This window comes from Micromonospora sp. CA-263727 (assembly GCF_050942455.1).
Lineage (GTDB): Bacteria > Actinomycetota > Actinomycetes > Mycobacteriales > Micromonosporaceae > Micromonospora.
The window spans coordinates 1,584,065-1,608,620 of the sequence record NZ_CP192031.1 but is presented as its reverse complement, the minus strand read 5'-3'; the positions used below and the strand labels follow the sequence as shown (position 1 = coordinate 1,608,620).

At 72.4% G+C, this 24,556-nt stretch carries 21 protein-coding genes; 7 read left to right on the top strand and 14 right to left on the bottom strand.

All coding sequences use genetic code 11. From position 1 onward, the window contains the following. Positions 1-187 precede the first annotated feature (187 nt). Positions 188-688, bottom strand: a complete 501-nt coding sequence (locus tag ACQPYA_RS07355; RefSeq protein ID WP_433531892.1) for a hypothetical protein — start codon at positions 686-688, stop codon at positions 188-190. A 410-nt stretch (positions 689-1,098) separates the two neighbouring features. Between ACQPYA_RS07355 and ACQPYA_RS07350 the strand changes: the two genes are divergently transcribed. Further along, on the top strand, positions 1,099-2,109 hold the full coding sequence (locus ACQPYA_RS07350; RefSeq protein WP_433531891.1) for an endonuclease/exonuclease/phosphatase family protein: 1,011 nt from the start codon (positions 1,099-1,101) through the stop codon (positions 2,107-2,109). A 69-nt stretch (positions 2,110-2,178) separates the two neighbouring features. Here the strand turns inward: ACQPYA_RS07350 and cimA are convergent, their stop codons facing one another. Continuing rightward, entirely contained in the window at positions 2,179-3,762 is a 1,584-nt protein-coding gene (cimA, locus tag ACQPYA_RS07345; RefSeq protein ID WP_433531890.1) for a citramalate synthase, read from the bottom strand. A 305-nt stretch (positions 3,763-4,067) separates the two neighbouring features. Here cimA and ACQPYA_RS07340 point away from each other — a divergent pair, with 305 nt between their 5' ends. Together ACQPYA_RS07340 and ACQPYA_RS07335 are read left to right on the top strand one after the other, a co-directional pair. Further along, complete coding sequence (locus tag ACQPYA_RS07340) at positions 4,068-4,556, top strand: PRC-barrel domain-containing protein (protein ID WP_433531889.1); 489 nt, start codon at positions 4,068-4,070, stop codon at positions 4,554-4,556. 53 nt (positions 4,557-4,609) lie between these two features. Continuing rightward, entirely contained in the window at positions 4,610-5,380 is a 771-nt protein-coding gene (locus tag ACQPYA_RS07335; RefSeq protein ID WP_433533406.1) for a tyrosine-protein phosphatase, read from the top strand. An 85-nt stretch (positions 5,381-5,465) separates the two neighbouring features. On the opposite strand, the gene ACQPYA_RS07330 is transcribed toward ACQPYA_RS07335, so the two are convergent. Then, a complete protein-coding gene (locus ACQPYA_RS07330) occupies positions 5,466-6,563 on the bottom strand; it encodes a branched-chain amino acid aminotransferase (protein WP_433531888.1) in 1,098 nt (365 codons plus the stop codon). Positions 6,564-6,765: 202 nt separating this feature from the next. After that, a complete protein-coding gene (locus ACQPYA_RS07325; protein WP_433531887.1) occupies positions 6,766-7,797 on the bottom strand; it encodes a 3-isopropylmalate dehydrogenase in 1,032 nt (343 codons plus the stop codon). Between the two features lie 216 nt (positions 7,798-8,013). Between ACQPYA_RS07325 and ACQPYA_RS07320 the strand changes: the two genes are divergently transcribed. After that, entirely contained in the window at positions 8,014-8,859 is an 846-nt protein-coding gene (locus tag ACQPYA_RS07320) for an FAD:protein FMN transferase (RefSeq protein ID WP_433531886.1), read from the top strand. Between the two features lie 426 nt (positions 8,860-9,285). Beyond that, positions 9,286-9,645, top strand: coding sequence for a hypothetical protein (locus ACQPYA_RS07315; protein ID WP_433531885.1), 360 nt, complete (start codon positions 9,286-9,288; stop codon positions 9,643-9,645). A 122-nt stretch (positions 9,646-9,767) separates the two neighbouring features. On the opposite strand, the gene serA is transcribed toward ACQPYA_RS07315, so the two are convergent. From serA to ACQPYA_RS07290, 5 genes are all read right to left on the bottom strand, one after another. Beyond that, a complete protein-coding gene (gene serA / locus ACQPYA_RS07310) occupies positions 9,768-11,366 on the bottom strand; it encodes a phosphoglycerate dehydrogenase (protein WP_433531884.1) in 1,599 nt (532 codons plus the stop codon). A gap of 343 nt (positions 11,367-11,709) precedes the next feature. Further along, positions 11,710-12,723 (bottom strand): ketol-acid reductoisomerase, encoded by a 1,014-nt coding sequence (ilvC, locus tag ACQPYA_RS07305; RefSeq protein WP_433531883.1) that lies wholly within the window; start codon positions 12,721-12,723, stop codon positions 11,710-11,712. A gap of 79 nt (positions 12,724-12,802) precedes the next feature. Beyond that, complete coding sequence (ilvN, locus tag ACQPYA_RS07300) at positions 12,803-13,318, bottom strand: acetolactate synthase small subunit (protein ID WP_433531882.1); 516 nt, start codon at positions 13,316-13,318, stop codon at positions 12,803-12,805. 58 nt (positions 13,319-13,376) lie between these two features. Further along, positions 13,377-15,242, bottom strand: coding sequence for an acetolactate synthase large subunit (locus ACQPYA_RS07295; protein ID WP_433531881.1), 1,866 nt, complete (start codon positions 15,240-15,242; stop codon positions 13,377-13,379). A gap of 185 nt (positions 15,243-15,427) precedes the next feature. Next, a complete protein-coding gene (locus ACQPYA_RS07290) occupies positions 15,428-17,839 on the bottom strand; it encodes an EAL domain-containing protein (protein WP_433531880.1) in 2,412 nt (803 codons plus the stop codon). Positions 17,840-17,951: 112 nt separating this feature from the next. On the opposite strand from ACQPYA_RS07290, the gene ilvD reads away from it, so the two are divergent. Next, positions 17,952-19,799 (top strand): dihydroxy-acid dehydratase, encoded by a 1,848-nt coding sequence (gene ilvD, locus ACQPYA_RS07285; RefSeq protein ID WP_433531879.1) that lies wholly within the window; start codon positions 17,952-17,954, stop codon positions 19,797-19,799. A 59-nt stretch (positions 19,800-19,858) separates the two neighbouring features. Here ilvD and ACQPYA_RS07280 read toward each other — a convergent pair whose 3' ends face one another. After that, a complete protein-coding gene (locus tag ACQPYA_RS07280) occupies positions 19,859-20,863 on the bottom strand; it encodes a helix-turn-helix domain-containing protein (protein WP_433531878.1) in 1,005 nt (334 codons plus the stop codon). 137 nt (positions 20,864-21,000) lie between these two features. Between ACQPYA_RS07280 and ACQPYA_RS07275 the strand changes: the two genes are divergently transcribed. Next, the gene (locus ACQPYA_RS07275) at positions 21,001-21,462 is read left to right on the top strand and encodes a DUF2690 domain-containing protein (protein ID WP_433531877.1); all 462 of its coding nucleotides are present in this window, start codon (positions 21,001-21,003) and stop codon (positions 21,460-21,462) included. A gap of 20 nt (positions 21,463-21,482) precedes the next feature. Here ACQPYA_RS07275 and ACQPYA_RS07270 read toward each other — a convergent pair whose 3' ends face one another. The 4 genes from ACQPYA_RS07270 to ACQPYA_RS07255 all read right to left on the bottom strand — a co-directional run bounded on the left by ACQPYA_RS07270 (position 21,483) and on the right by ACQPYA_RS07255 (position 24,485). Next, positions 21,483-23,153: a SulP family inorganic anion transporter gene (locus tag ACQPYA_RS07270; protein WP_433533405.1), complete on the bottom strand. Its 1,671-nt coding sequence runs from the start codon at positions 23,151-23,153 to the stop codon at positions 21,483-21,485. 38 nt (positions 23,154-23,191) lie between these two features. Continuing rightward, positions 23,192-23,530 carry an ArsR/SmtB family transcription factor gene (locus ACQPYA_RS07265; RefSeq protein ID WP_433531876.1) on the bottom strand — a complete coding sequence of 113 codons (339 nt, stop codon included), beginning with the start codon at positions 23,528-23,530 and terminating at the stop codon, positions 23,192-23,194. 95 nt (positions 23,531-23,625) lie between these two features. Continuing rightward, positions 23,626-24,045, bottom strand: a complete 420-nt coding sequence (locus ACQPYA_RS07260) for a VOC family protein (RefSeq protein ID WP_433531875.1) — start codon at positions 24,043-24,045, stop codon at positions 23,626-23,628. 35 nt (positions 24,046-24,080) lie between these two features. Continuing rightward, positions 24,081-24,485, bottom strand: coding sequence for a helix-turn-helix domain-containing protein (locus ACQPYA_RS07255; protein WP_433531874.1), 405 nt, complete (start codon positions 24,483-24,485; stop codon positions 24,081-24,083). Positions 24,486-24,556 lie beyond the last annotated feature (71 nt).

The window sequence follows — 24,556 nt, the reverse complement described above, 5'->3', positions numbered from 1 at the left end:
CGACCATCGGACAAACGTCGGAATTTCCGGCCCTCGGTGACCCAGACGGCGCGCCGGCACCGTTACGGCGTGGAAGAAGCGGCACCACGCAAACCGAGCCAGAGCCCGCCTTCACCGTCCAACCGATGACAGGCCGGACAGCGTCGCCGGCCCCATCCGCAGGACGGGGCCGGCGACGACGGACGGATCAGCGGTGCACGATGAGGTAGAAAGGCAGGTCGGCGGCGACCCCGGCGGAGTTGCGGGTCTGGATGAAGACCCCGTTCGGGGTGAGCAGGCGCGGCGCCACCGAAACCTCTCCGCCCGGCGGGACGCAGCACGAGTCCGGACGGCCGATGGTCGCCACGTAGAACGCCGTGGCGACGTTGCTGCCGAACTGCACCTCGTACTGGCCGACGCCGTACTTGATGACGACACCGTCGCCCCGCGCCTTGGTGCCGTTGGCGTTGACCACCGTCCGGTAGAGGTCGATGGAGGCGGCGGTGACGGCGTCGCCCTTGGCGAGCGCCGCCTTCGCGCTGTTCAGCGACGCCGCGGTGACCGCCGGCTGCTGTGCCCCGCGGCTCGCGGGCTGGCCCCCCGGAGCCTTGGTCGTCGGCTGCGCGGCGGCGATCCCACCGCCGGCCAGCGCCAGTGCCAGGGCCGCGATCGCCACCGCAGCCGCCTTACGTCGGAAAAAACTGGGCATGACAGGTCCCCCTTGGTGACCATGGAGAAACGGCCGACCCGCGACGCGCGGGGCGGATATTGCCTTTTCCGGGTCGGGTGACAATGAACGCGTCCCGTCGGCGTACTTCTTTCGGGAGCGCATCTCCCGACGGCTGCGCTCGGCCGCCTACATGCATCCTGAGCTGGGGTTACATCCTGCGGTCGCGGCCGCCCGACCAGCTGGAACGTAGCACCAGAAAATGCCACTGGTCAATAGTGATCACGCTTTTTAGGACGTGTCCGATCAGCGCCACAAAAATTGCGTCGGCGAACCCGTAAGGCATTCGCAAAAAGAATTCGGCAATCCGGTTCCGGGCCTACGTCACCGGCACCCGGAACGGCCGCCGGGGCAGCCCGCCACCGCCTGACAGCACGCGTAGGCTGCGGACTGTGAAGATCACCATCAACCGGCGAGCCGCGGCGCTGCCGGTGTGGACAGCGCTCTGCTGGCTCGCCGTCGCGCCGGGCGCGGGGTGGGCGGCGGCCCGGCTGGTGGGCCTGGACCGGGGGCCGCTGGTGCAGTTGCTGGCCTTCACCCCGTACGCGGCGGCCGGGAGCCTCTTCCCGCTGCTGCTCGCGCTCGCCCTGCGACGCCGCTGGCCGGCGATCGTCGCGGCGCTGACCACCGTGGCGTTGCTCGCGGTCGTGGTGCCCCGCGCACTGCCCGCGACACAACCGTCCGCGACCGGGCCGACGGTACGGGTGCTCACCGCCAACCTGCTCGCCGGCGCCGCCGATCCGGGGACGCTGGTCGACCTGGTCCGCACCGGGCGGGTCGACGTGCTCGTGGTGCAGGAGTTCACCCCGACGGCCCAGGCCGAGCTGGATCGGCTCGGGCTCCACCAGCTGATGCCGTACCGGCAGCTCAACCCGGTCGTCGGCACCCCCGGCTCCGGCCTCTACTCCCGGCACCCGATCGGCGACGGCGGCCTCCGCCAGCTCCGTGGCGGGTGGGGCTTCACCCAGGCGTACGCGACCGTGACGGTGCCCGGCGCGCCCCCGGTACGCGTCGAGTCGGCGCACCCGGCGGCTCCGTACGCGCTGGACCAGACGGGCCACTGGCGCGACGACCTGGCGGCCCAGCCGGTGGCCACCCCGGACGGACCGCTGAGCATCCTCGCCGGGGACTTCAACGCCACCCTCGACCACGCGCCGCTACGAGCCCTGCTCGGCACCGGCTACGCCGACGCCGCCGCCTCGGTCGGCGCCGGGCTGACCGGCACCTGGGGCCCGTACGACGGCGACCCGATCCCGCCTGTGGTGATCGATCACGTGCTGGTGGATCGCCGCATCGCGGTACGTGCCGTGGCGGTGCACCCGCTACCCGGCAGCGACCACCGGATGGTCCTCGCCGAGCTGCGCCTGCCACCCGCCGAGCCGCCGACGCCGCCAGGCGCGTGAGCGCGTGAGCGCGTGAGCGCGTGAGAAGGGCACCCTTCTCTACGCTACGCGTTAAGAGGGGGCCCCTCCTTACACCCGGGCCCGGTGCAGGCCGTAGGTGAGGGCGTCGACCAGGGCGTGCCAGCTCGCCTCGACCACGTTGGGGTGCACGCCGACGGTGGTCCAGCCGCCGCCCCGGCCGTCGGCCGTCTCGACCAGCACCCGGGTCACCGCGCCGGTGCCGTGGCTGCCCTCCAGGATGCGGACCTTGTAGTCGGCCAGCTGGAAGTTCCGCAGCTCCGGGTAGTGCCGACCGAGGCCGACCCGCAGCGCCTCGTCGAGCGCGTTGACCGGGCCGTTGCCCTCCGCCGTGGCGATCACCCGCTCGCCGCGTACCCGGATCTTCACGGTCGCCTCGGAGACCACCGCGCCGTCCTCGCGGTGCTCGACCAGCACCCGGTACGACTCCAGGGCAAAGGGCCGCGCCGGTGCGGCGTCCGGCAGCTCGGAGCGGACCAGCAGCTCGAACGAGGCGTCGGCGGCCTCGAACGACCAACCCCCCGCCTCCAGTTCCTTGACCCGGTTGGTGACCCGGGACAGCGTCTCCGGATGGCCGGCCAGATCCAGTCCGAGCTCGCGGCTCTTGAGCTCGATGCTGGCCCGGCCGGCCATCTCGGTGACCAGGATCCGCATGTCGTTGCCGACCACCTCGGGTTCCACGTGGTTGTAGAGCAGCGGATCCACTTTGATCGCGCTCGCGTGCAACCCCGCCTTGTGAGCGAAGGCCGCGGCCCCGACGTAAGCCTGGTGGGTGTCGGGGGCGATGTTGGCGATCTCGGCGATGGCGTGGGAGACCCGCACCATCTGCTCCAGGCAGCCCTCCGGTAGGACCGGCAGCCCGAGCTTGAGCTGAAGGTTCGCGACGAGCACGAAGATGTCGGCGTTGCCCGGCCGCTCGCCGTACCCGTTGGCGGTGCCCTGCACGTGGCGGACGCCGGCCTCGACCGCGGCGATGGTGTTGGCCACCGCGCACCCGGTGTCGTTCTGGGCGTGCATGCCGAGCAGCTCCGGGGCGACGCCGATCCGGTCGGTGAGGTCGGCGATGGCCGCGGTCACCTGGGACGGCAGCATCCCGCCGTTGGTGTCGCAGAGCACGAACCGCTCGGCGCCGGCGGCCAGCGCGGTCTCCACCACCGACGCGGTGTACGCCGGGTCGAAGCGGTAGCCGTCGTAGAAGTGCTCACCGTCGACGAAGACCCGGCGCCCCTCGGCGACCAGGTGGGTCACCGTGTCGTGGATCATCGCCAGGTTCTCCTTGGCGGTGGTACGCAGCGCCCGCTCCACGTGCCGCAGGTCGGCCTTGGCGACCAGCGCGATCGCCGGGGTCTGCGCGTCCAGCAGGCCGCGCACCTGCGGGTCGTCGGCGGCGACCGCGCCGGCCCGGCGGGTGGCGCCGAAGGCGACCAGCAGCGCGTGCCGGAGGTCGAGTTCGGTCCGCGCCCGGCGGAAGAACTCGGTGTCCTTCGGCACCGCGCCCGGCCACCCGCCCTCGATGAACCCGACGCCGAGCTCGTCGAGCAGCCGGGCCACCGCGAGCTTGTCGACCACCGAGTAGCTGAGCCCCTCGCGCTGGGCGCCGTCGCGCAGGGTCGTGTCGTAGACCTGGAACGTCATGGGGATCCCTTCGTCAGGCACCGGCCAGCGCAACAAAAAGACCCCCCGCGGCTGCGGGAGGTCTGCGCGCTCGGCGGAGGGAGGCCGGCGCGCTAGTTGCCAATAATGCGGGCGGTGCTGGTCACGTTGCGTACTCTGCCACCCGCCGACGGAATCTGGGAGGCACAATCCACATTTCGGGATAGGGCGCGGGGGTGGATTCCGGGCACGGGGTGTAGAACGCGCCGCACCGGGTAGGAGTCTCCGGGACCAGGAAACCCCATCCTCCGAGAACGACTCAGCGCAGTCGAGGCAGGAGAGATCCCATGGACAGGCTCAACCCGGACAGCACGCCCGCCACGGCGGACCCGGCTCCGCTGCGCGCGGTGTCGGACGAGGACGTCACGATTCTCGGCGGCCACGGAAGCCCGACTCTCCCCGCCCCCGCCAACGCCTTCGATCCCTGGGCCTACCGGGACGAGGCCGGGGTGGCCGGCGTCAACATGGTCGGCTACAAGATCGAGGCCACCGACGGTTCGGTTGGCAAGATCGACAGCAGCAGCCAGGAGGTCAACGCCAGCTACCTGGTGGTCGACACCGGGCCGTGGATCTTCGGTAAGAAGGTCATGCTCCCGGCCGGGACGGTGAACCACGTCGACCACGAGGAACAGAAGGTCTACGTGGACCGGAGCAAGGACCAGATCAAGGCGGCTCCGGAGTACGACGAGACGGCCACCGACCCGACGTACCGGGACAAGCTCGGCGGCTACTACAACGACACGTACGCCGCGACTCCGCCCGGACTCTTCCGGTAGCGGCTCCCGGCCACCACCCCGGTGGGCGGAGACGGATGTGACGGCCGGTGGGCATCGCCCCACCGGCCGTTTACCGTGTCAGGGTGGACGCCATTGAGGTCAACCGCAGATTCCCGTTCAGCACGACGTTCAACTTCCGTGACGTCGGCGGCTACCGAGGCCGGGACGGCCGCACGGTACGCACCGGCCGGCTCTACCGCTCCGACTCCCTGCACCGGATGGGCGAGGCCGACCAGGCTGCCTTCGCGGCGCTCGGCGTACGGACCGTCATCGACCTGCGCCGCCCCTTGGAGGTCGAGCGCGACGGCCGGGTCCCCGACTTCGACGGGCTCACCTACCGGCACATCCACCCGGAGCACGCCGAGTGGGGCGAGCAGCCGTACCAGCCGGGTGGCGACCTCGCCCGCTACCTCGCCGACCGGTACGCCGACCTGGCCCGTACCGGCACCGCCGGGCTCGCCGAGGCGATCGGCCTGATCGCCGAGGGCGCCAACGCCCCGGTGGTGGTGCACTGCGTCGCGGGCAAGGATCGCACCGGCATCGTCTGCGGCCTCACCCTCGCCGTGTTGGGCGTCGACGACGCCGAGATCGCCGCGGACTACGCGCTGAGCAACGAGGCGTCGCAGCGCTTCGGCGCCTGGGTCGCCACCGTCCTCCCGGAGGCCGCCGAGGTGCCGCCGCCGTTCCTCGCCTCGCCGGTGGAGACCATGCTGCTCTTCCTGGCCGAGATCCGCGCGGGCCACGGCTCCGTCGACGACTACCTCCGCCACGCCGGCGTCACCGACGACCAGCTCACCGCCCTGCGCACCCACCTGCTCGACTAGGTATGCCGCCCCCGCCGCCGGCGGGCGCGTTAAGAAGGGGCCCCTCCTCTACCGCAGGCGTTAAGAAGGGGCCCTTCCTTACATCTCAGAGCACGCGGTGGACCCAGTTGTACGGGTCGGCGGTGTTGCCGCGCTGGAGGTCGACCAACTGCTGGCGCAGGGCCATGGTGACCGTGCCGGGCTCACCGCCGCCGATGCTGAACTCCCCGTCGGGGAAGCGCACCCGCCCGATCGGGGTGATCACCGCGGCCGTGCCGCAGGCGAAGACCTCGCGGAGCCGGCCGCTGGCGGCGTCCGCCTGCCAGTCGTCGAAGGTCACCGGGCGCTCCTCGACCCGGTGCCCGGCCGCCGAGGCGAGCGTGAGCAGCGACTCCCGGGTGATGCCGGGCAGGATCGTCCCGGTCAGCGGCGGGGTGGCCACCGAGCCGTCGTCGTAGACGAAGAAGACGTTCATCCCGCCCAGTTCGTCGACGAACCGCCGCTCCACCGCGTCCAGGAAGACCACCTGGTCGCAGCCGTGCTCGGCGGCCTCGGCCTGGGCGGCCAGCGAGGCGGCGTAGTTGCCGCCGCACTTCGCCGCGCCGGTGCCGCCCGGTGCGGCCCGGGTGTAGTCGGGCGAGACCCAGACCGTCACCGGCCTGACTCCGCCGGAGAAGTAGGCACCCACCGGCGACGCGATCACCGCGAAGAGGTACTCGTTGGCCGGGCGGACGCCGAGGAAGACCTCGCTGGCGAACATGAACGGCCGCAGGTAGAGGCTGCCCTCCGCACCGTCGGGAATCCACTCCCGGTCGATCTCGATCATCCGGTGCAGCGAGTCGACGAAGGTCTGCTCCGGCAGCGACGGCATGGCCATCCGGGCCGCGGAGGTGTTGAACCGGGCCGCGTTGGCGTACGGGCGGAACATCGTCACGCCGCCGTCGCTGGCGCGGTACGCCTTCATCCCCTCGAAGATCTCCTGCGCGTAGTGCAGCACCGCGCTGGCCGGGTCCATCGGGATGGGACCGCGCGCCTCGACCCGGGCGTCGTACCAGCCCTTGCCGTCGGCGTAGCGGATGGTGACCATGTGGTCGGTGAAGACCCGACCGAACCCGGGGTTGGCCAGCAGCGCAGCCCGGTCGCTGGCCGATACCGGGGCGGGATTCGGACGAATCTCGAAGTCGAGCTTGTCACCACCGCTCATCGCGCTGACCTCCCTGAGGGACGACGACATGCGCCGACCGCATGCCGGAAACGTAGATGCCAGAAACTTACCCCGAACGGTCGTTCAGCGGATAGGTCGACCGGCGGGTAGCCAGGACACGGACGGTGACGTATCCACCGGTCGCCGGAACCCGGCGACCGCCGGCCTCCCGTGTCGGGCGACCGGCGGCGTCACGACCGGCTCAGGCGGCTACCTGCGCCGCGATCCGGTCGCCCACCTCGGCGGTGCGCAGGGCTACCTCCGGGCCACGGCTGGCCAGCTCCGCGCTGACCGCGGCGGTGATCCGGGCGGCGGCGTCGCCGTGCCCGAGCTGGTCGAGCAGCAGGGCGCCGGAGAGCACGGCGGCGACCGGGTCGGCCACCCCGCGGCCGGCGATGTCCGGCGCGGAGCCGTGCACCGGCTCGAACATCGACGGGTACGTCCCGTCGGGGTTGATGCTGCCGCTGGCGGCCAGGCCGATCCCGCCGGTGACGGCGGCGGCGATGTCGGTGAGGATGTCGCCGAAGAGGTTGTCGGTGACCACCACGTCGTACCGCTGGGGCTGGGTGACCAGGAACATCGCGGCGGCGTCGACGTGCTGGTACTCGGTGGCGACGTCCGGGTGCTCGGCGGCCACCGCCTCGAAGGTGCGGGCCCACAGCGAGCCGGCGTGGGTGAGCACGTTGGTCTTGTGCACCAGGGTCACCTTGCGCCGCTCGCGCCGCCGGGCGCGGGCGAAGGCGTCCCGGACCACCCGCTCCACCCCGTGCCGGGTGTTCAGGCTCTCCTCGGTGGCGATCTCGGCCGGAGTGCCCCGGTGCAGCGCGCCACCGGCGCCCGCGTACAGCCCCTCGGTGCCCTCGCGGACCACCACCAGGTCGACCTCGCCGGACTTGACCGTCGCCAGCGGGCTGCCGACTCCCGGCCAGAGCCGCGACGGGCGGAGGTTGACGTACTGGTCGAAGGCGAACCGCAGCTTGAGCAGCAGGCCACGCTCCAGCACGCCGGGCGGCACGGTCGGGTCGCCGACCGCGCCGAGCAGGATGGCGTCGTGCTCGGCCAGCTCGGCCAGCACCGGGTCGGGCAGCACCTCGCCGGTGCGGTGGTAGCGTGCCGCGCCGAGGTCGTACTCGGTCGCCTCGACCCCGGGCAGCGCCGCGTCGATGACCTTGCGGGCCTCCGCGACCACCTCGGGTCCGATCCCGTCCCCGGCCACCACCGCGATCCGTGCCACGTCCGTCAGCTCCTTCGCTCGTGTCGGCTCGACGGTACGCGGCTGTCCCGCCTCCCGGTACGGATGTTCCACTTTCCGGGAATCCAGGACGCACAGCAGCTTCCCAGGAGGCATTCATGGTGCGGTCATGTGCGCTGCCTAGCGTGGGCCCTGACGGCTCACGGGGCCGGACGCCGACTGCGACGGCGCGGTGGGCGTCGAGGAGAGGGCGATGCGATGTGGACCGACGAGCAGCCACGAACCCGCTGGGTGGACCCGGCGGCCTTCCGCCTCCGCCGTCCCGACCTACGGCTGGGCACCCGCGATCCGCGCCCCGACCGGGCCGGGTCGGTGGCCGGGGACCGGATCGCCGTTCGGCACAGCGTACGCACCTCGACCGGGGAGTACACCCTGCTGCTGAACGCACCGGAGTGGCTCGGCCGGCGCGGTGTCGGCGAGGCGCTGCGGGACGCGGTGGCCGAGCTACGGGCCATCGACCTCACCTACGGCCCGAACCGGCCGGAGAGCCTGGTGGCCCGGCTGCGCCGGGGCGAGATCGGCCCCGACTCGTACCCGCCGCTGGCGGATCTGGTGGACCGGTGCGCCGCGATGCGGGCGGCCACCGACGGCTGGTTCGACGCCTGGGCGGTGCCCGGCGGCTTCGACCCGGGCGGCCTGCTCGGCGGGTGGGCGGTCGAGCAGGCGGCGGCCCGGTTGCGCGCCGCGGGCATCCACGACTACGCCGTGCTCACCGGCGCCGACCTGGTGGTACGCGGCCAGGCCGGGCACGGCGGCCCGTGGCGGGTCGCGGTGCACCACCCGACCGAGCGGCACCGCGCGCCGCTGGTGCTGGAGATGACGGCGGGTGCCATCGGCACCTCCGGGGTGACCGGCCGGCAGGGTCACGTGGTGGACCCGCACACCGGCGAGCCGGCCGACCAACTGGTCGCCGCGACGGTGGTCGGCCCCGACCTCGCGGTCGCCGACGCCTACGCCACCGCGTTGTACGCCGCCGGCCCGGCCGGGCTGGACTGGTTCCGCTCCGGATCGGACTATCGCGTGCTCTTCGCCGACCGCCGCTGAGCCGAGGCCGCCGCTGAGCCGGGCCCCTCGCTGAGCGGGGGCGTCATGGCGCCCGCGAGGCCGTTCCCCGCACGGCAGATCCCCGCACGGCTGTCACCGGGCGGGTGGGAGGGCGGGTCGGTTGTGGCGGGGACAGCGATCGGCCCCCACGGTCGCGGCAACGACCGTGGAGGCCGGTCGGCGACGAGTGCGCGTGGCTTGCGCAATCGAGGGGTGCGGGCCAGCCGGCCAGGACGTCGACCGCGCCACCCGAAGACGGGCCGGCGTCACGGACTCGGCCAGTGACCGCCTCCGTACGCTATCGAATCGACGCGTTTCGCGGCAAGGGCTCCACAGGGGACCATCTGGCGCGATCCTGCCCGCCTACCGGTTGGCCTGCGCGGGGTCGTTTCGACAAGGTGAACCGTGGATGGCACGCTGTCGGCCGTGAGTTTCGATCTGAGCGTGTGGGCCCTGGCGGACGGGGCGACGCCCGAGGACGTGCGAGCGGCGGTGCAGCAGTGCCGGAACGGCCGGCACCGCGCGGGGCAACCCGACCCCCGCCTCGTGGCCTTCTACCGGGCGATCACCGCCAGCTACCCCGACCGGCCGACCGGGCCGAACACTCCATGGGCGGTCGCTCCGCTGCACACGGCGGCCGACCACGTGGAGTTGAACCTGGACCCGGCCTGCGCCGACCAGGTGCTGCTCGACATCGAACGGCTCGCCGGCGAGCACCGGCTGATGCTCTTCGACGCGCAGGACGGCTCGGTCTACCCGCCACCGGCGGCCCGGCTGCCCGGCTGACCCGGCCGCCCCACCACCTCGGCCGTACCCCGGTCGAACCGGTGGCGGCGACCGACGGGCGACGACGAGGGGCCCGGCCGACCGGCCGGGCCCCCACAAGTCGTGCGTGGACGTTGAACTGTCTACTCGTCGCGCAGGTCGGCGGCGCTCGCCGCGGTCGCGCCGATCGAGTCGGCGGCCGAGGTGAGCAGGTCGGCACCGAGCGCCTGGTCGACGGTGAGGGTCATCAGCGTCTCGCCGCCGGCCTCCCGACGGGCCACCTGCATCGCCGCGATGTTGATGCCGGCCTCGCCGAGCAGGGTGCCGACCGTGCCGACCACGCCCGGACGGTCGACGTAGCGGAGGAAGAGCAGGATGCCCTCGGCGCCGATCTCCACGTCGAAGCCGTCCACCTCGGTCAGCTTGATGATGTCCCGGTTGCCGGCCGGGGCGACCGTGCCGGAGACGCTGACCGTACGGCCGTCGGGCAGCGCGCCGCGGACGGTGACCAGGACCGGGTGCTCGACGGTCTCGGTCTGGGTGGTCAGCGACACCTCCACCCCGCGCTGGGCGGCCAGGTGCGGTGCGTTGACGTAGGTCACCTGCTCCTCCACCACGGAGCTGAACAGGCCCTTGGTGGCGGCGAGCTTGAGCACCGAGACATCGTGGTTGACGATCTCGCCGCGCACCTCGACGGTGACGCTGGCGGCGACCACGCCGGCCACCGCGGTGAAGGCGCGGCCGAGCTTCTCGGCCAGCGGCAGCAGCGGCCGGACGTCCTCGGCGACCACGCCACCGGCCTGCACGTTGACCGCGTCCGGCACGAACTCGCCCTGTAGGGCCAGCTTCACGCTCTTGGCCACGGCCAGGCCGGCCTTGTCCTGCGCCTCGGCGGTGGAGGCGCCCAGGTGCGGGGTGGCCACCACGTTGTCGAAGGCGAACAGCGGCGAGGCGGTGCAGGGCTCCTTGGCGTACACGTCCACCCCGGCGCCGGCGACCCGTCCCTCGGCCAGGGCGTTGGCCAGGGCCTGCTCGTCGATCAGGCCGCCGCGGGCGGCGTTGACGATCCGCACGCCCGGCTTGACGATGGAGAGTTCCTTCTCGCCGATCAGCCCGACGGTCTCCGGGGTCTTCGGCAGGTGGATCGAGATGAAGTCGCTCTCCCGCAGCAGCTCCTCCAGCCCGACCAGGCGCACCCCGAGCTGCGCGGCCCGGGCCGGCTGGACGTACGGGTCGTACGCGATCAGCCGGGTGCCGAACGCGGCGATGCGCGACGCGAAGAGGACCCCGATGCGGCCGAGGCCGACCACGCCGACGGTCTTGCCCTGCATCTCGACGCCGGTGTACTTCGACCGCTTCCACTCCCCCGCCTTGAGCGCGGCGCTGGCGCTGGCGGTGTGCCGGGCGACCGCGAGCAGCAGCGCGACGGCCTGCTCGGCGGCGGAGACGATGTTGGAGGTGGGGGCGTTGACGACCATGACGCCCCGCGCGGTGGCGGCCGGCACCTCGACGTTGTCCAGTCCCACACCCGCCCGGGCCACGACCTTCAGCCGGGGGGCGGCGGCGATCGCCTCGGCGTCGATCTGGGTGGCGCTGCGCACGATGACGGCGTCGGCCTCGGAGAGCGCGGCGAGCAGGGCCGGACGGTCGGTGCCGTCGACGTGGCGCACGTCGAAGTCGTGCGCGAGCACCTCGATGGCGGCGGGAGCGAGTTCTTCGGCGATCAGTACGACAGGATTCATCGGTCCTCGTAGACGTCGTATGCGGTCGGCTGGGCGACGGGGCGCTGCGCTGCGCCCTGTGCTTATCCGTGCCATGGCCGTTCGGTGCCGGCTACACACCTATCAGGGATGGTAGGTGGCGCACCGCCGGACGTGCCCCGGACCGCGGGGTGAGTGCCCTCACAGAGCGTTGTCACCCGACGGAAATCCCGCGTTCACCTGGGGCGGATGCGATCGGTCCGGTCACGTCCCGGGGCCGCGGCGCGTCGCCACCGGCGGAGACGGCCACGGCCCGCGACCCGACGCCGGGGAGAGCGTCGGGTCGCGGGCCGTGGTGGCGGACCCGCCAGGCGGGTCCGCCCGGTCAGGCGGTCTCGGTGATCGGTCGGTCGACCCAGCTCATCATGCCGCGCAGCTTCGCGCCGGTCTCCTCGATCGGGTGCGCCGCCCCCTCGGCCTGCCACTTGCTGAAGTTCGGCCGCCCGGCCTCGTCCTCGGCCACCCACTCGCGGGCGAACTCACCGTTCTGGATCTCACCGAGGATCTTGCGCATCTGCTCCTTGACCCGGCTGTCGATGACCCGCGGGCCCCGGGAGAGGTCGCCGTACTCGGCGGTGTCGGAGACGCTGTAGCGCATCCGGGCGATACCGCCCTCGTACATCAGGTCCACGATCAGCTTCAGCTCGTGCAGGCACTCGAAGTAGGCCACCTCGGGGGCGTAGCCGGCCTCGGTGAGCACCTCGAAGCCGGTCTGCACCAGCGCCGCCGCGCCGCCGCAGAGCACCGCCTGCTCGCCGAAGAGGTCGGTTTCGGTCTCCTCGGTGAAGGTGGTCCGGATCGCGCCGGCCCGGGTGCCGCCGATGCCCTTGGCGTACGACAGCGCCAGCGCGAAGGCCGCGCCGCTGCCGTCCTGCTCGACGGCGACCAGGCAGGGCACGCCCTTGCCGTCGACGTACTGCCGGCGGACCAGGTGACCGGGGCCCTTCGGGGCGACCATCGCCACGTCCACGTCGGCCGGCGGCTTGATCAGCCCGTAGCGGATGTTGAAGCCGTGCCCGAAGAACAGCGCCTTGCCCGCGCCGAGGTTCGGCGCGATCGACTCCGCGTAGATCTTGCGCTGGGCGGTGTCCGGCGCCAGCACCATGATCACGTCGGCCTCGGCGGACGCCTCGGCCGGGGTGAGCACCCGCAGGCCCTGCTCCTCGGCCTTCGCCCGGCTCTTCGAGCCCTCCGGCAGACCGATCACCACGTCGACGCCGGAGTCACGCAGCGACAGCGCGTGGGCGTGGCCCTGGCTGCCGTAGCCGATCACGGCGACCTTCTTGGCCTGGATCAGGCCCAGGTCGGCGTCGTCGTCGTAGAACACCTCAACGCTCATGACTTCCCTTTCGTACGGCGGCCGCAGCGGCCCGTCGTGGCTCATTGGACTCCGGCCGGAAGGCCGGCCAGCGGATGGATCAGGCGGCGCGCAGGGCCGGGCCGGCGGTGATGGCGCGGGAACCGCGCCCGATCGCCACCAGGCCCGACTGGACCATCTCCTTGATGCCGAAGGGCTCAAGGTCGCGCAGCAGCGCGTCGAGCTTGTCCGGGGTGCCGGTCGCCTCGACGGTGAGGGTGTCGGCGGCCACGTCGACCACCCGGGCCCGGAACAGGTTGACCGTCTCCAGCACCTGGGCGCGGGCGCTGCGCTCGGCGCGCACCTTCACCAGCAGCAGCTCCCGGGCGACCGAGGTCGACGGGTCCAACTCGACGATCTTGAGCACGTTGACCAGCTTGTTGAGCTGCTTGGTGACCTGTTCCAGCGGGGACGACTCGGCGTTGACCACGATGGTGATCCGAGAGACGTCCGGATTCTCGGTCTCACCGACGGCGAGACTGTCGATGTTGAAGCCGCGCCGGGAGAACAGCCCGGAGACCCGGGCCAGCACGCCCGGCTTGTTCTCCACCAACACGGACAACGTATGAATCGTCATGGTGCCTTCCTTGTCATGTCCTCACGGCCCTCGCTTCGCTCGGTGCGATCGGCCATGACTAGATCTCGTCTTCGTCGAAGGCCGGGCGGACGCCGCGGGCGAACATGATCTCGTCGTTGCTGGTGCCGGCGGCGACCATCGGCCAGACCATGGCGTCCTTGCCCACCACGAAGTCGATGACCACCGGCGCGTCGTTGATGGACATCGCCGCCTCGATGGTCCGGTCCACGTCCTCGGCGGTCTCGCAGCGCAGCCCGATGCAGCCGAGCGCCTCGGCGAGCTTGACGAAATCCGGGATGCGGTGCTTGTGGGTGCCCAGGTCGGTGTTGGAGTAGCGCTCACCGTAGAAGAGCGTCTGCCACTGGCGGACCATGCCGAGGTTGCCGTTGTTGATCACGGCGATCTTGACCGGGATGCCCTCCAGGGCGCAGGTGGCCAACTCCTGGTTGGTCATCTGGAAGCAGCCGTCGCCGTCGATCGCCCAGACCACCGTGTCGGGCTTGCCGACCTTGGCGCCCATCGCCGCCGGCACCGCGTACCCCATGGTGCCGAGGCCGCCGGAGTTCAGCCAGGTCTGCGGCTTCTCGTAGGAGATGAACTGGGAGGCCCACATCTGGTGCTGGCCGACGCCGGCCACGTAGATCGCGTCCGGCCCGGCGATCTCCCCCAGCCGCTTGATCACGTACTGCGGGGAGAGGGTGCCGTCGGCGGGCTCCTCGTAGCCCAGCGGGTACCGCTCGCGCAGGTCGTCGAGCTGGGCCCACCAGTCGGCGAGGCCGGTGCCGTGCCCGGCCGCCTGCTCGGCGGTGACCGCCGCGAGCAGCTCGTCGATGACGTGCCGGGCGTCGCCGACGATCGGCACGTCCGCGTGCCGGTTCTTGCCGATCTCGGCCGGGTCGATGTCGGCGTGCACCACGGTGGCGTCCGGGGCGAAGGAGTCCAGCTTGCCGGTGACCCGGTCGTCGAACCGGGCGCCGAGCGCCACGATCAGGTCGGCCTTCTGCAGGCCGTAGACCGCGGCGACGGTGCCGTGCATGCCGGGCATGCCCAGGTGCTGCCGGTGCGAGTCGGGGAACGCGCCCAGCGCCATCAGCGTGGTCACCACCGGGATGCCGGTCAGCTCGGCCAGCCGGCGCAGGCCCTCGGTGGCGCCGGCCTTGAGCACGCCGCCGCCGACGTAGAGCACCGGCCGGCGAGCGCTGCCCATCAGCCGGGCCGCCTCGCGGATCTGCTTGCCGTGCGGGTGCAGCGTGGGCCGGTAGCCGGGCAGGTCCAGGGTGGGCGGCCAGGCGAAGGTGGTCGGCGCCTGGAGGACGTCCTTCGGGATGTCCACCAGGACCGGGCCGGGCCGTCCGGTCGAGGCGAGGTGGAACGCCTCGGCCAGCACCCGCGGGATCTCGCCGGGGTTCTGGACCAGGAAGTTGTGCTTGGTGATCGGCAGGGTGATGCCCTGGATGTCCGCCTCCTGGAAGGCGTCGGTGCCGATCGCGGGGCGGGCCACCTGACCGGTGATCGCCACCAGCGGCACCGAGTCCATGTACGCGTCGGCGATCGGGGTGACCAGGTTCGTCGCGCCCGGACCGGAGGTGGCGATGCAGACCCCGACCCGACCGGTGGCCTGGGCGTAGCCGGTGGCCGCATGGCCGGCGCCCTGCTCGTGCCGGACCAGGATGTGCCGGACGGTCGAGTCGTAGAGCGGGTCGTATGCGGGCAGGATCGCGCCACCCGGGATGCCGAAGGCGACGTCGACGCCGAGCGCCTCCAGGGAGCGCACCAGCGAACCGGCGCCCGAGACCTGGGCCGGTGCGGGGCGTACCGCCGGGGTGGCGGCGGCGCGGGTGTGGTCGGCGTCGCCCGGGGCCTCGGCGGCGTTGCGGGCGCGCCGGACTGAGTGGGCGAGGGTCTCTGGCGTGGGTCTCGTCATTGCGGTTGGCCTTCGGCTGGAGTGGGTGGGGCTGCTCACACTGTGGAACGCGGGCGCGGGCCCGCTCCGATGGATTCGACGGCAAGAAAAAGGCCCGCGTGCCAGATGCACGGGGCCAGCGCACTCTCAGTCAGGGAGAGTGCGCTCAGGTAAGTACTCGCAGCGACCGGTACGACGACATGGGCTCAAGCCTGACGCATCTCACGCGATGAGTCAACTGATCCCACATTTTGGTTCACGGTTCTCGGCGCGGCGCTCCCCGGCACACCGGCCACACCCGGTGTGACCTGCCCCGGGATGCCCTCACCCGAGCGCGGGACGGGCGATCGGAACGGGGCCGGCGACGGGGCGTCCTCCGGTGCCGGGCGGGCCGGCCGGGCACCGGAGGAGGAGGCCGCCGCCAACATCGCCTCCAAATGCTCGGCCGGTACGCCCCAGCCGAACAGCGCGCCCTGACCGAACCGGCAACCGGCGGCCACCACCGCAGCCAACTCGGTGGGCGTGGTGACCCCCTCGGCGATGACCTCCAGCCCGAACTGGTGGCCCAGCCGCATGACGATGTCCACCATCGGGGCGAACGCCGGGCCGTCGCGCCCGACCGGTCGGACCGGCTCGTGCTCGGCGACCAGGCCATGGTCGATCTTGAGGATGTCGATCGGCAGCCGGCGCAGCTGCCCCAGCGAGGAGTAGCCGGCACCGAAGTCGTCCAGGGCGATCCGCACGCCGGTCAGCCGGAGCGCGGTCAGCCGACGGATCAGCTCGTCGAGATCGGTGGCGACCGCGTGTTCGGTGACCTCCAGCACCAGCCGCTGCGGCGGGACGTGATGGGCCCGCAGCGCCTCGGCGACCTGGACCACGTACTCCGGGGCGTGCAGTTCGCGCGGCGAGACGTTGACCGACACCCAGACGTCATGCCCCTCGGCAAGCCAGCGGGAGAGCTGGAAGCAGGCCTGGTGCAGCACCCAGGCGCCGAGCCTGGCGATCATCCCGCACTCCTCCGCGAGGGGGATGAACTCGTCGGGACGGACGTTGCCCAGCTCGGGGTGGCGCCAACGGAGCAGCGCCTCCGCACCGACCGGGCGCACCGACGGCAGGGAGGCGACCGGCTGGAAGACCAGCCGCAACTCGTCGCGTTCGATCGCGCCGCGCAGCTCGTGCTCCAGCGTGGTACGCCGACGCAGCAGCCGGTCGTACGCGCCGTCGTATCGCTCGATCCGGTTCTTGCCGCGCTGCTTCGCGTAGCGCAGCGCGAGATCCGCGTGGCGCAGCAGCAGCTCGACGTCGGGTTCGTCGGCCCAACCCGCCAGGCCGATGCTGACCGAGAGGAAGACCGGCCCCTCGGGCTGCTCGTAGGGGCGGCCGAGCACCCCCAGCAGCCGGTCGGCGACCACCCCCGCCTCGGTCGGACCGCCGTGCATGAGCACCGCGAACTCGTCCCCGCCAAGGCGGGCGGCGAGGTCACCGGGGCGCAGGTTGCCCCGCAGCCGCTGGCCGACCTCGGCCAGCACCGCGTCGCCGACGTCGTGGCCGCGCATGTCGTTGACGTTCTTGAAGCCGTCCAGGTCGAGGCCGAGCAGGACGCAGGGGGTACCGCTCTCGGCGCAGCGGTGCAGGGCCTGCAACAGCCCCCGCCGGTTGGCCAGGCCGGTGAGCGCGTCGGTGTGCGCGAGCTGGCGGAAGTGCGCCTCCCGCTCGGCCAGCCGCCGGGCGTAGGCCCGGACCTCGTGCAGGGTGAGGTACTGCCGGGCCACCAGGGCGAACCCCTCGACGCTGCCGGCGACGATGGCCAACCCGTCGAACCGGCCGTCCTGGAGGAGGTGGTACATCGCCGAGGCGGCCATGGCGACCATCGGGACGAACGCGTACTCGCCGTCGCGCCGGATCACGTCGATGGCGACCTGGCCGGGCGGGTCGATCCGGTGCACGGCCACCGCGACGGTCAGCAGGCCCGCCGCCAGCACCACCGCGGCGACCGCGGCCACACCGGGGCCGGCCTGGCAGAGCCCGGCCGCGACGGCGAGCCCACCGCAGGTCGCCACGGTGATGCCGGTGCCCAGCACGGCGAGGCAGCGGCGGGGCGGTGGGGCGCGGAAGACCATGATCGCGGCGAGGCCGGAACTCAGCGCCGCGCTGACCGAGGCGAGCAGGAGCGCCGGGCAGGCCGACGGGGTGGCCTCGCCGAGCAGCCGGGTCGGCTCGGAGAAGAGGACCCAGCCGACGAACCAGAGCGCCGCGCCCACGATCACGCCGTCCAGGGCGAGCCGGGCGGCCGAGCCCAGCGAGCCGGCCACCCCGGGCATCCGGAGCAGGCCCACGCAGAAGAGCAGACCGCTCACCGCCGTGCCGAGCGCGACCAGCGTCGCCCAGCCGCTGCGCGGTGATTGCTGGTGCGCCCAGTGCCCGCCGACGCTCAGCGCCACGGCCACCCCGACCAGCATGGTCACCAGCGCTACCGCGCCGGCGGTGGCGAGCAGCGCGTACGCCTGGCGGTGCGGGGCGGTGCGACGCCGGACGGCGGCGACCAACAGCACGCCGGCCCCGAGGGCGACCAGCGCGCTCAGCACCGCGGCGCCGATCATGCCCGGGGGTGTGTGCACACCTCCAACTGTGCCGGATGCGTGCTCGCCGTGGGGACCCCGGGTGTGCATCTGTTGGGACACGGAGCGCGCACCTGTCCGGTGCCGGGTCGCCGGTGCCAGACTGGTACGCATGCCTGAGCTGCGGTCGAAGACCTCCACGCACGGCCGGACGATGGCCGGCGCCCGGGCCCTGTGGCGGGCCACCGGGATGACCGACGACGACTTCGGTAAGCCGATCGTCGCCATCGCGAACAGTTTCACCCAGTTCGTCCCGGGGCACGTACACCTCAAGGACCTCGGTGGTCTGGTCGCCGACGCGGTGGCCGAGGCCGGCGGGGTGGGCCGGGAGTTCAACACGATCGCGGTCGACGACGGCATCGCCATGGGCCACGGCGGCATGCTCTACTCGCTGCCCAGCCGGGAGCTGATCGCCGACGCGGTGGAGTACATGGTCAACGCGCACTGCGCGGACGCCCTGGTCTGCATCTCCAACTGCGACAAGATCACGCCCGGGATGCTGCTGGCCGCGCTCCGGCTCAACATCCCGACCGTGTTCGTCTCCGGCGGGCCGATGGAGGCCGGCAAGACGGTGGCGATCGAGGGCATCGTCCACTCCAAGATCGACCTGATCGACGCCATGATCGCCTCCTCGAACGAGGCCGTCACCGACGACCAGCTCGGCGCCATCGAGCGCTCCGCCTGCCCGACCTGCGGCTCCTGCTCGGGCATGTTCACCGCGAACTCGATGAACTGCCTCACCGAGGCGATCGGGCTGGCGCTGCCCGGCAACGGCTCGACGCTGGCCACCCACGCCGCGCGCCGGTCGCTCTTCGTCGAGGCCGGCCGCACCGCCGTGGAGATCGCCAAGCGGTGGTACGACCACGACGACGCCACGGTGCTGCCCCGCGTGGTGGCCTCCCGGGCCGCCTTCGAGAACGCCGTCGCGCTGGACGTGGCGATGGGCGGCTCGACGAACACCATCCTGCACCTGCTGGCCGCCGCCCGCGAGGCCGAGCTGGACTTCACCGTGGCCGACATCGACGCCATCTCCCGCCGGGTCCCGTGCCTGGCCAAGGTCGCCCCGAACTCGCCGCAGTACCACATGGAGGACGTGCACCGGGCCGGTGGCATCCCGGCCATCCTCGGCGAACTGGACCGCGCCGGGCTGCTGCACCGGGACGTGCACGCGGTGCACTCCCCCTCCCTGGAGCGCTGGCTGGCCGACTGGGACGTGCGCGGCGGCTCGGCCGTCCCGGAGGCGGTCGAGCTGTTCCACGCCGCGCCGGGCGGGGTGCGCACCACCGAGCCCTTCTCCACCACCAACCGCTGGTCGTCACTTGACACCGACCCGGCCGGCGGCTGCATCCGGGACCGGGAGCACGCGTACACCGCCGACGGTGGGCTGGCCATCCTCGCCGGCAACCTCGCGCCGGACGGCTGCGTGGTCAAGACCGCCGGGGTGCCCGAGGAGTGCCTGACCTTCCGTGGCCCGGCCAAGGTCTACGAGTCGCAGGACGACGCGGTCACCGCCATCCTGGCCAAGGAGGTGGTCGCCGGGGACGTGGTGGTGATCCGCTACGAGGGGCCGAAGGGCGGCCCCGGCATGCAGGAGATGCTCTACCCCACCTCGTTCCTCAAGGGCCGGGGACTGGGCCGGGCCTGCGCGCTGCTCACCGATGGCCGGTTCTCCGGCGGCACCTCGGGGCTCTCCATCGGGCACGTCTCCCCCGAGGCCGCCTCCGGCGGGCTGATCGCGCTGGTCGAGCCGGGCGACGAGGTCGTCATCGACATCCCGAACCGGTCGATCGAGCTGAACGTGCCGGCCGACCTGCTCGACGCCCGCCGGGTCGCCCAGGAGAAGCGGGACCGACCGTACACCCCCCTCGACCGTCAACGCCCGGTCTCCGCCGCACTGCGCGCGTACGCCTCGATGGCCACCTCCGCCAGCGACGGCGCCTACCGCCGCGTCCCCGAGTGAAAGGAAGGGCCCCTTCTTAACGCCTCGCGTATCAAAGGGGCCCCCTCCTAACATCTGGGCTATGGGATCGGCCTGACCTGCGTGGCGCCGCGCCAGCAGCCGGTACGCGCCCGTGGCGAGACCCATCCCTGGCCGGTGAGCCGCACCTGCGCCCAGACGCAGGTGCGGGTGCTGGTCAGCATGTTGCCGAAGGTGGAGATGCCGGCGTAGTCCATGGCGAAGTCGGCGTTGCGGGACGGGTCGTCGCCGTCGAAGACGGTGAGCTGGATCCACGCGGGCCGGGGCACCTGCGCCGCCTCCGGCAACGGCACGAACCGGGGCCAACTCGCCCCGCAGGCCGGCGCGTAGCGCAGCTCGACCGTGCCGATCACCCGCTCGTCGAGCAGCACCGCACTACTGTCCACGGTGGTCACACCGGGATCGGCGGCGCAGCCGGTGTCCTTCGGATCGGTGCCGTCGCGGACCTCCCGGGTCTCCGCGGGGGCGGCCGGCTGGCCGGTCCGCTCCGGCGGCGGCGCGGCCCCGGTCGGAGCCGCCGCCGGGCTGCCACCGACGCGAAATCCGCCGGCGAGCCAGGGCACGGCCGCGAACCCGGCCACCATCGCCGCCGCCAGGGCCAGGGCACCGGTGGTACGCCGACCCCGGAAACCCGGCTTCCCACGTCCCGCGTCGCCGCGCGGAGCGGCCGGTCCGTCGACCGGGCCCGCCCCGCCGGCCGGGCCCGCCCGGTCAGCTGAGCCTGCCCCGTCGGTCGGGGCGGCGGAGCCGTCGAGCCGCCCGGAGATCGGTCCGCTGACCGCTGTCGCGGTGGCCGCTGCCCGCCAGCGATCGGCCCACTCCGCCTCGTCGCCACCGAGCGCGCGGGCGTACGCCAGCGCGGTGTCCAGCGTCGGCAGTTTCCGCCCGCCGGCCGCCTCGGACAACGAGCTGGCGGAGCGGTGTGCCCGGCGGGCGAGCGCCTCGTAGGTCGGTCGCCCGGCGGCCTCCCGCAACCTGCGTAACTCGGCGGCGAAGGCCTGGACGGGATCAGCGGTGGGGTCCACGGGGCGTTCCGCGCGGGCCATGGGCCGCTCCTCGGATTGATTGACCATCGCCGCGATTGATTGTCCGACGCGACACAGCGTAGAGACCACTGTCGACGGACGGTAGAGATGGGGAGGCCGAATCTCCGGGCCTCGGCAGCCCACCAAGCGGAGGAATCATGACGATGCGCAATGCCCGACGGCTGGCCGGTGTGGCCGCCGCGAGCGCCCTCGCCGCCAGCATGCTGGTCGCCACCCCCGCCAGTGCCGCCACGTGCAGCGGCCACGGCTGCGACGGCACCGACCCGGCCAACACCGGCTGTTCCAGCGGCGCCCAGAACGCCACCTACAACCCGGCGTACATCATGCAGGGCTCGACCACGCTGGCCGTGGTGGAACTGCGCTGGAGCCCGAGCTGCGGCACGAACTGGGGTCGGATCTCCAACCGGGTGAGCCCGAACAACACCGTCCGGGTGTACGTCTACCGGTCGAGCCCCTACGCCACCACCACCAAGTACGGCGGCACCGGCACCCAGTACTACGGCGACCAGCTCTACGGTCTGAACATGACGGTGTGCGCGGTCGGCGAGGTGGTGACCTCCTCCGGCGCCACGTACACCAGCACAGCGCTCTGCGCCTGAGGGTCGGAGGTGTCCCACCGCTACGTCGGCGTACGCGGCTGAGTGCCGGGGACCAGCGTGCGGGCGTACGCGATGGCGGCCGGGGTGTCCGGAAAGACCCGGCCGTCGCGGCGTAGTTGATCGGCCACGCCGAGGGTGTCCAGCACCTCGTCGTGGCCGGGGACGATACCGGAGAGCAGCACGGTTATTCCCCGGCCCTGGAGCCGCCGGATGGCGTCGCCGAGCACCTGGGCGCCGGTGGCGTCGATGGTGGAGACCCGGGCCATCCGCAGGATGACCACCCGCACGTCGGCGACGTCGGAGAGCCGGAGCAGGAAGTTGTGGGCGGCGGCGAAGAAGAGCGGCCCGTCGAGCCGGTAGGCCACGATGTGCTCGGCGAGCAGCGCCTGCTCCTCGGCGGTGTGCTCGGTGGCGTCCAGGGGGACCTGTTCGAGTTTCGCGCTGCGGGCGATCGCGCGCAGCGCCACCACGATGGCCACCCCGACACCGACCGCCACGGCGGTGACCAGGTCCCAGATCACCGTGACCGCGAAGGTGAGCACCAGCACCAGGGCATCGCCCCGGGTGGCGCGGGCCAGCGCCCAGAGCGACGCGGCCTCGACCATGCGTACGGTGGTGGCCAGCAGCACGCCGGCCAGGGCGGCGAGCGGGATGCGGCCGACCAGCGGCGCGGCGGCCAGCACGATCCCGGCGAGGGCCACCGCGTGGGTCAGCGCGGCCAGTTTCGAGACCGCGCCGGCCCGGACGTTCACCGCGGTACGCGCGATCGCGGCGGTGGCCGGGATGCCGCCGAACAGCGGGGACGCGACGTTGGCCAGCCCCTGGCCGAACAGCTCGCGGTCCGGGTCGTGGCGCTGGCCGACGGTCATCCCGTCGGCGACGGTGGCCGAGAGCAGGCTCTCCAGCGCGGCCAGCGCCGCCACCGCCAGCGCGGCGGGCAGCAGCACGCCGATCGCACCGAGGTCGAGGAAGTCCAGCGAGGGCGCGGGCAGCCCCTGCGGCAGGGCGCCGATCCGGAGCAGGTCGACCGGCAGCAGCTCCGCGAGCAGCGTGGCGGCGACCACCGCGAAAAGCGAGAACGGCACCCCGGGACGCCAGCGCGCGCCGAGCAGCATCACCGCCGCGACACCGAGCGCCACCGCGAGGGGAGCCGGCTGTGGGTGTACGACGAAACGGGCGACCGCGTCGCCCGCCACCGCCAGCACCCGTTCGCCCTCCGCGTCGGCGACACCGAGCGCGGCCGGCACCTGTTGCAGGGCGATCACCACCGCGATGCCGGCGGTGAAGCCCTCGATCACCGGCACCGGGAGATACCGGACGTACCGGCCGAGACGGGCGAAGGCCAGGGCGATCAGGATCAGCCCGGCCAGCGCGCCGACCATCAACACCCCGGTCGCCCCGAACTGGGCCACGATCGGCACCAGCACCACGGTCATCGCACCGGTGGGACCGGAGACCTGGAGGTTGGAGCCGCCGAAGACGGCGGCCACGGCGCCGGCGACCACGGCGGTGATCAGCCCGGCCTCCGCGCCGAGGCCGGAGGTGACGCCGAAGGCCAGCGCCAGCGGCAGGGCGACGATGGCCACGGTGAGCCCGGCGACCAGGTCGCGCCGGGGCGCCCGGCGTACCGCCCGCCAGTCGGCGCGGCCGGGCAGCAGGTCGATCAGGCGACGCCCGGCGGTGGTCAGCACCGATCCCGACGTGCCGGCGGGCCGGGCCTGGGTGGCGCTCACCGCTCCCGTCCGCCGGCCCGCAGCTCGTCGAGGAGGGCGTCCCGGTCGGTGAGCACCGCGCCGAGGATCCGCCGACCGGCCGCGAGCAGGTCGGCGACGTCGGGGGTGCTGAGCGCGTACATCACCAGGGCACCCTCGCGGTGCGAGGTGACCATGCCGGCCCGGCGCAGCACGGCGAGCTGCTGGGAGAGGTTCGACGCCTCGACGTCGATGGCGGCGAGCAGGTCACGTACCGGCCTGGGGCCGTCCTGGAGCAGCTCCAGCACCCGGATCCGGACCGGATGCCCGAGGGTGCGGAACAGCTCCGCCTTCGCCTGGTAAAGCGGCACCGACACGCCTCAGCCTCCTCCACGCTCCGACGGCGTACTGAAGACTTTAGCAGTTGCAGGATTCTTCAAATAGATGGCCGGCGGGGTCCGCCGCGCCGGCCTCAGCCCTGGTCGAACATCTGCCCGATCCGGATCCGGTTGCCGAACGGGTCACGGATACCGAAGTCGATCCCGTACGGCCGCTCCATCGGCTCGTCGGTGACGTCGACGCCCTTGGCGACCAGTTCCTCGTACGTCTTCTGCGCGTCGTCGGTGGTCATGAAGAGGAAGCCACCCGCCGCACCCTTGGTCAGCAGCTCACGGACCTGCTCGGCGGTGGCCGGGTCGAGGTTGGGCGGGCCCGGCTTCTCCAACAGGATCTCGCGCTTCGGGTCGCCGGGCACATTGACCGTGAGCCACCGCATGAAGCCGAGATCCTGATCCGTGTTCACCTCCAGGCCGAGCTTGCCAACATAGAAGTCGAGCGCCTCATCCTGGTCGAGGACGTAGATCTGAGAGCGGCTGATCGCGTTCATCGTCATACCCGGAACGCTAGTGGAGAGCCGTGACCTGCTGCTTATCCAAAACTGCTCGGTCGGGTCCAGGCCTTCGTGAAGCAGCTCGGCACCGGCACCGCCGGCGCCGTGCGCCGCTTACGGTAGTCGGTGGGCGATTCGCCGACGATCTGCCGGAAGGTACGACTGAACGTCCCGAGACTGCCGAACCCGACCGCATGACAGACCTCCGTCACATCCTGGCCGGTGTGCAGCAGCAGGTACATGGCCCGTTCCACCCGCCGCCGTTGCAGGTAGCGGTGCGGGGTCTCACCGAAGGTGGCCCGGAAGGTACGGATGAAGTGCGCCGGGGAGACGTGCGCGATCCGCGCCAGCGTCGGGATGCCGAGCGGGTCCGCGTACGCCCGGTCCATCGCGTCCCGGGCCCGCAACATCGCCCGGTTCGTCTCCTCGACCGCCCTGCTCACCCGCCCCCTTTCCACCGACATCCGGTCACACCCGATCGTGTCCGACCTGCGAGACCCGGACGAACACTGGG